Source organism: Variovorax sp. E3 (genome assembly GCF_016082275.1).
Lineage (GTDB): Bacteria > Pseudomonadota > Gammaproteobacteria > Burkholderiales > Burkholderiaceae_C > Variovorax.
This window is the reverse complement of sequence record NZ_MOWM01000254.1, coordinates 1-6,315: the sequence shown is the minus strand read 5'-3', so window position 1 is coordinate 6,315 and position 6,315 is coordinate 1. Positions and strand designations below refer to the sequence as shown.

The window sequence follows — 6,315 nt, the reverse complement described above, 5'->3', positions numbered from 1 at the left end:
CAAGGGCCCGTTTGAACGTCGCTTCCACGCATACGACGAGGAGACAACTCACCCTCGAAGGCAAGTACAGCGATTCTTCGCGATGCATCCGCAAAGCCGAAGCACGAAAAACGCATAGGCTGATCCGCTTTTTGTTCTTTCGCGCCGCGTTCGCGGGCGTTTGCGGGCGTTCGTGCAGCGGTTTCTTCTTCACCGCATATCCATAGCCGCATTCATTCGTTGGTGGCGCGCGCCTCGCGAGCCAACACTCGGCGCTTCCAATTTTCCGGTGGAGAAGCTTCCGATGACCGTTCCTCTCGATCACCTCCCGCCTTCGCGCCGCAGCGTGCTGCAGGCCGGGGCGGCCGCCGCCATCGTCGGCTCGGGCGCGCTGCTTGCGTCCATGGCCCGCGCGCAGCCGCGCAAGCTCACCTTCGCCTGGAGCCAGGCGGGCTTTTGCCTGGCGCCGGTGCCCGTGGCGCTGGAGCGCGGCTTCTTCGAAAAGAACGGGCTCGACGTCGAGCTGCTCAACTGGGCCGGCTCGTCCGATCAGATGCTCGAGGCGCTGGCCACCGCCAAGGCCGACGTGGGCGTGGGCCTGATCCACCGCTGGGTCAAGCCGCTGGAGGCGGGCTTCGACGTGAAGGTGGTGGGCAGCGTGCACGGCGGCTGCCTGCGGCTGATCGGCGCCAGGGCCGCGGGCATCACCGCAGACGTGGCCAGCCTCAAGGGCAAGACCATCGGCGTGTCCGACCAGAACAGCCCGGCCAGGCAGTTCTATGCCATTCATCTGGCCAAGAAAGGCATCGACGTCGAGAAGGACGTCGACTGGCGCGTCTACCCTGCCGACCTGCTCGACGTGGCCGCGAAGAAGGGCGAGATCCAGCTGATTGCCGACGGCGACCCCAACGTGTTCCTGATCGAGAAGCGCAACCCCGGCGTGTTCACCGAGCTGGGCAACAGCGCCAAGGGCGAATACGCCGAGCGGCTGTGCTGCATCGTCGGCGCGCGCGGCGAGCTGGCGCGCAATGACAAGCCGCGCGCCGCCGCCGTGGTGCGCGCGCTGGCGCAGGCGTCGGACTACGTGTCGGAGAACCCGAACGAAGCCGCGAAGATCTACGCCAGGTACGCGCCCAAGGTACCGGTCGAAGACCTGCAGAAGCTGCTCGCCGAACTCACCTACAAGCACCACCCGGCCGGCAAGGCGCTGCGCAACGAGGTCGAGGCCTTTGCCACCGACTTTCGCAACGCGGGCATCCTGAAGAAGAGCACCGACGTGGTCCGCTTCGCCAACCAGGTCTCGCTGGACGTGCTCGCATGACGACCGCCGAACAACTGCTCGACGCGCCGCTGGGCCGGCACACCGACGCCCCCTCACCGATCGCACCGCGCCCCCAGCGCCCGCCAGCCGCAGCCACCAAGGCGGCCGATGCCGTGGTGCTGCGCCCCTCCGCCCCCGTCACCCCCGCCGGCTTGTGGACCACCGGCCTGCTCGCGGCCGTCGCCTGGCTCGGGCTGGGCCTGCTCACCTTGCTGTGGCCGAACAAGGAAGTCGGCTTCAGCGACTGGGCCTTCACCCAGGAGTTCGGCATTGCCGCGCTGGTGGTGGCCGCGCTGCTGCTGGCCGTGGCATTGCTCGCCGCCCGCGCGGGCAAGGTCGCACGCACGCTGCGCCCCGCCGGCCAATGGCTGGTGGCACTGGCCGTGGTGCTTGCGCTGTGGGAGACCGGCACCGCCAAGCTCGGCGTGCTGCCCTCGCCCTTCTTCGCGCCGCCGCAGAGCCTGATCGACGTGGTGCACGAAGACTGGCAGCGCCTGGGCCTGTCGACCGCGTACTCGCTGCGCCTGCTGGCCAACGGCTTCGTGCTGGGCGCGCTGATCGGCTTTGTCACGGGCGTGTCGATCGGCTGGTCGCGCATCGCGGGGTACTGGGTGCATCCGCTGCTGCGCTTCCTGGGGCCGGTGCCGGCTTCGGCGCTGCTGCCGCTGGCGTTTTTCTTCGCGCCGTCGAGCTACGTGGCGGCCGTGTTCCTGGTCGCTCTGGCCACCTTCTTTCCGGTGGCGGTGCTCACGTGGTCGGGCGTGGCTTCGGTCAGCAAGAGCTACTACGACGTGGCGCGCACGCTGGGCGCGTCGGAGCGCTTCCTGGTGCTGCGCGTGGCCATTCCGGCCGCGCTGCCGCAGGTGTTCGTGGGGCTGTTCATGGGCCTGGGCGCCTCGTTCTCGGTGCTGATCACGGCCGAGATGATGGGCGTGAAGGCCGGCCTCGGCTGGTACCTGCAGTGGGCCCAGGGCTGGGCCGCCTACGCCAACATGTATGCGGCGCTGTTCGTCATGGCGGCGCTGTGCTCGGGCCTGATCACGCTGCTGTTCAAGGTGCGCGACCGCGTGCTGTCGTGGCAGAAGGGGACCGTCAAATGGTGAACGACGCCGCTGTGCTTCCCCCGGCGCCAACGACCACCGGCGCCCACATCGACATCCGCGGCGTGAGCCACTGGTTCGAGGTGTCCGGCGGCGTGCTGCAGGTGCTCGACGGCATCGACCTGCAGGTGCGCCCCGGCGAGTTCGTCGCGCTGCTGGGGCCCAGCGGCTGCGGCAAGTCGACGCTGCTGCGCCTGGTGGCCGGGCTGGAGCCCGCCACCACCGGCACCATCACGCAGAACGGCGAGCCCATCACCCGGCCCGACCCGTCGCGCATCGTCGTGTTCCAGGACCCGACGCTCTACCCCTGGCGCAGCGTGTGGGACAACGTGGCGCTCGGCCTGCAGGCGCGCGGCGTGCTGAAAGAACAGCGCGGCCGCGTCGACGAAGCGCTCAAGCTCGTGGGCCTGACCGAGTTCGCCAAGGCCTTTCCGCACCAGCTCTCGGGCGGCATGGCGCAGCGCGTGGCGCTGGCGCGCGCGCTGGTCAACGACCCGCAACTGCTGGTGCTCGACGAACCGCTGGGCAAGCTCGACTCGCTCACGCGCCTCGCGATGCAGAGCGAGCTGGTCAACCTGTGGCAGCGCGCCGGCTTCTCGGCGCTGCTGGTCACGCACGACGTGGAAGAAGCGCTGTTCCTGGCCAACCGCGTGATCGTGCTGAGCGACCGGCCTGCGCGCATCGCGGCCGAGCTGGTGGTCGAGCTGCCCTACCCGCGCCATCGCGGCGACCCGCGGCTGGCCGAGCTGCGGCACGAAGCGCTCAAGCACCTGGGACTCGACGCCACGTGGTGACATGAACGCTTCACCCGAGGCCGGTTGGCTCAACCTGCTGATCGGCCTGCTGCAAGGCGCGCAGCTGCAACTGCTGCGCGTGCTCGACACGCTGGGCCTGGTCGTGCAGGCGCACGGCCAGCCGGCGTGGCCGTGGGCGCTGCGGCTCTCGGGCGAGAACCTGCTGATCGACCTCGGCCAGGCGCGGCGGCTCGGCTTCACGCTGGTGCTGCTCGCGGCGGCCGTGCTGGTGCTGCTGCTCTCGCTGCTGTGGCGCCGTCGACGCCTTGTGCGGACGGGGCTGCTGGCGCTGGCCGCGCTGCTCGTCGTGCTCGCGCCATGGCCCGCGGCCAACGTGGTGCTGGTGCCGGCCTACCCGACCAGCTTCCAGCAATCGCCCACGGGCTTCAGCGCCGGCAGCATCGAGCGCGGCCGCGTGCTTTATGCGGCGCAGTGCGCGGCCTGCCACGGCGCCGACGGGCGCGGACAAGGGCCACTGGCGGCCTCGCAGCCGGTGTGGCCGCCCAACCTCGCGGGCCCGCTGCTGTGGCGGCGCGCCGACGGCGACGTGCTGTGGCACGTGATGAACGGCATGCGCGACCGGCGCGGCGCGCCCACCATGCCCGCCTTCGGCCGGGCGCTGCGCGACGAAGACGCCTGGGCGCTGATCGATTTCATGAAGGCCCAGGGCGCCGGCGAAAGCCTGCGCGCGCCGGCCTGTGGACCCAGCCCATCGCACCGCCCGACGTGACGGTGCAATGCAGCGGCAAGCCGCCGCGCCTGCTGAGCAGCTGGCGCGGGCAGCGCCTGCGCATCGTGGCGGCCGGCGGCGAGCAGCGCTTTCAGGAAGACCCGCGCATGGTCACCGTGTTCCTCGAGCCCGGCACCGGCACCAGTACCGACACCGGCGCGCAGCGGCCCGGCGATTGCGTGGCCGACTCACCCGCCGCATGGTCCGCCTTTTCGCTGATCGCCGCGACCGACCGGCTCGCGGGCACGCAACTGATCGTCGACCGCGACGGCTGGCTGCGCGCGCGCGGCGAGCCCGGCAAGGGCGCATGGAGCGACGACGACCTGCTGTGCCGCACCGAACAGGCGCCAAGCGCCAGAGGCCCGCAGCCGCTGGCGCCCGACGGCCTGGGCGCCCTCATCGCCCGCATGGACGCCGAGCCCGTGCGTTTCGTGAAGGGCGGTTTCGTTCATTGAGGCGCAACGGGGCTACGATGGTCCCCGGCCCCTCGCCTATCCACCCCGAAGGAGACAGACGCCATGTCCAACCATGTCTACAAGTCGCTCGAACTCACGGGCTCGTCGCCCACCAGCATCGAGGACGCCGTGCAGACCGCCATCGCCAAGGCGCACGAGACGGTGCGCAACATCCAGTGGTTCACCGTGACCGAAACGCGCGGCCACGTGGTCGACGGCAAGGTCGCGCACTGGCAGGTGTCGCTGAAGATCGGCTTCACGCTCGAATAGCGCCGTCACGCGGCGCGGCGGCGGGCGCTCAGGCCGCTGCAGCCGCCGGTTCCTGCGGCTCGCCCAGCGACAGCATCAGCCGGTTGGCCCAGTTGAAGAAGGCCGCGCCGTGGATCACGTCGCAATCGCCAGGTCGTCCAGCCCCTGGGCGCGCAGTCGTTCGATGTGCGCCGTGCCGAAAGTCGACGGCGTGGACGACAGCGCGACCGACGCCGCCACGATGGCGTTCCAGCGCTCGCCGAGATCGACGTTCACTCCCGCGTCGAGCAGCCGCTGCACGTCGTCCTTGCGGGGCGAGAAATGCGAGGCGAAGCGCGCGTGCACCGACGCGCAATAGATGCAGCCGTTGTAGCGCGAGGCGGCGGCGGCCGACAGCTCGCGCTCGGCGCGCGGCAGGCCGGCTTCGGGGTTGTAGAAGATGTCCTTGTCGGTGCGGGTGCGCGCGCCCAGGATGTCGGGGTCGCGCGCCAGCAACCGGAAGTACGGCGACTTGGCGCGCGCCGCGTCCACCAGGCCGGCAAAGTGCCGCTCGGTCAGCTCGGCCTCGGGCAACGGCTCCAGCCAGGGCAGCCATTCGAGCTGCGCCTGCGTGAATGCGTTCGGGTGCGTGTTGTCGGGATGGGTCAGGGTCGATTCGCGGGTGGTCATGGCAAGGCTCAGGCGGCGTGGGTTGCGGGACGTTGCGCCAGTGCCTGCAGGCCGGTGACGACACGGATCTGGAAGGCGAGAAACGCCACGAGCTGCGACAGCGTCACGATGCCGGTGCTGGACCAGCCCGCGTCGAGCAATGCCTGCAGCGGGGCCGGGCTCGCATCGCGCGGATGGAACACCAGCAGGTGCGCGTGCACCAGCGCGGCCGAAAGCCGCTCGCCCAGCAGTTCGCGGTGCGCGTCGCCCACGGCATACGCAGGGCCCGCCGTGTCTTCCGCGCTGAGCGGGCCGGCCGGATAGCTGCCATACGGCCCCTGCGCCGCGCCACGTGCCGCCTCGGCGGCAATGGCATCGGCCACGCCGGCGCGGGCGCCCTGCCCGGCCAGTTGCGCGGCATAGAAGCGCACCACGCCCTCGTGCCTATGCAGCCCCGCGACAAAGGCCGCGAGCGCAAACCGGTCCGCGATGTCGAAGTCGCCGACCACGGGCGGCGTGGGCGCGAACAGCGACAGGTAGCTCTGCTGCGCATGCGTGCGCGCTTGCTCGCGCCCCAGGCGGATGCGGTCGAGGTGATCGCCCGACGCGATGCCGGTCAGGCTGTCGATCACATCGGGCACCGCGGCTGCGGAAGAAGAAAGAGAGAAAGAAGAAGCAACGGCGTTCATGCGGCCTCAGAAGTTCGGGAGATGGATGAATGCGAAGCGCCGGCGCCACCACCGTCGCGGTCAACTCGATGGAGCGCAGGATGGCCGCGTGCGGCGGATCGACCGAGTGCACCTGGCACACGAGGTCGGTCACGCGCTCGAGCGTGCTGTCGGCGCGCAGCGAGGCGATCACGTCGTCGGGCGAGCGACGTGCACGTCATACGCGGCGATCAGTTCCTCGAGCGTGGCCTGCGGGCCGGCGCGGTCCGCCAGGCCGACCTGGCCCGACGCGGCAAAGCGCGCGGCCGAGCGGCGCAGGCCGATGTCGGCCAGGCGCAGCGCCTCCTTGCTGGTCTCGGCCACGAACACGC

At 70.5% G+C, this 6,315-nt stretch carries 6 protein-coding genes and 3 pseudogenes; 5 read left to right on the top strand and 4 right to left on the bottom strand.

The window, feature by feature from the left end:
- Window positions 1-193: hypothetical protein (locus BMG07_RS43685; protein ID WP_269759848.1), on the bottom strand; the 193-nt coding region annotated here is incomplete at its 3' end.
- Between the two features lie 90 nt (window positions 194-283).
- On the opposite strand from BMG07_RS43685, the gene BMG07_RS39205 reads away from it, so the two are divergent.
- The 5 genes and pseudogenes from BMG07_RS39205 to BMG07_RS39185 all read left to right on the top strand — a co-directional run bounded on the left by BMG07_RS39205 (window position 284) and on the right by BMG07_RS39185 (window position 4,649).
- Window positions 284-1,300, top strand: coding sequence for an ABC transporter substrate-binding protein (locus tag BMG07_RS39205; RefSeq protein ID WP_198089001.1), 1,017 nt, complete (start codon window positions 284-286; stop codon window positions 1,298-1,300).
- Complete coding sequence (locus tag BMG07_RS39200) at window positions 1,297-2,403, top strand: ABC transporter permease (RefSeq protein WP_198089000.1); 1,107 nt, start codon at window positions 1,297-1,299, stop codon at window positions 2,401-2,403. Before BMG07_RS39205 ends, BMG07_RS39200 begins: the two co-directional genes overlap by 4 nt.
- Window positions 2,397-3,194 (top strand): ABC transporter ATP-binding protein, encoded by a 798-nt coding sequence (locus BMG07_RS39195; protein ID WP_198088999.1) that lies wholly within the window; start codon window positions 2,397-2,399, stop codon window positions 3,192-3,194. The genes BMG07_RS39200 and BMG07_RS39195 overlap by 7 nt, the downstream gene beginning before the upstream one ends.
- Before the next feature lies 1 nt (window position 3,195).
- Window positions 3,196-4,379: pseudogene (locus BMG07_RS39190) on the top strand (cytochrome c).
- A gap of 63 nt (window positions 4,380-4,442) precedes the next feature.
- The gene (locus tag BMG07_RS39185) at window positions 4,443-4,649 is read left to right on the top strand and encodes a dodecin (protein ID WP_198088998.1); all 207 of its coding nucleotides are present in this window, start codon (window positions 4,443-4,445) and stop codon (window positions 4,647-4,649) included.
- A 28-nt stretch (window positions 4,650-4,677) separates the two neighbouring features.
- Here the strand turns inward: BMG07_RS39185 and BMG07_RS39180 are convergent.
- From BMG07_RS39180 to BMG07_RS43680, 3 genes and pseudogenes are all read right to left on the bottom strand, one after another.
- A pseudogene (locus BMG07_RS39180) lies at window positions 4,678-5,297 on the bottom strand (alkylhydroperoxidase domain protein).
- 8 nt (window positions 5,298-5,305) lie between these two features.
- Window positions 5,306-5,965, bottom strand: a complete 660-nt coding sequence (locus BMG07_RS39175; protein ID WP_198088997.1) for a CMD domain protein — start codon at window positions 5,963-5,965, stop codon at window positions 5,306-5,308.
- A 168-nt stretch (window positions 5,966-6,133) separates the two neighbouring features.
- Window positions 6,134-6,315: pseudogene (locus BMG07_RS43680) on the bottom strand (putative FMN-dependent luciferase-like monooxygenase); the annotation flags it as partial.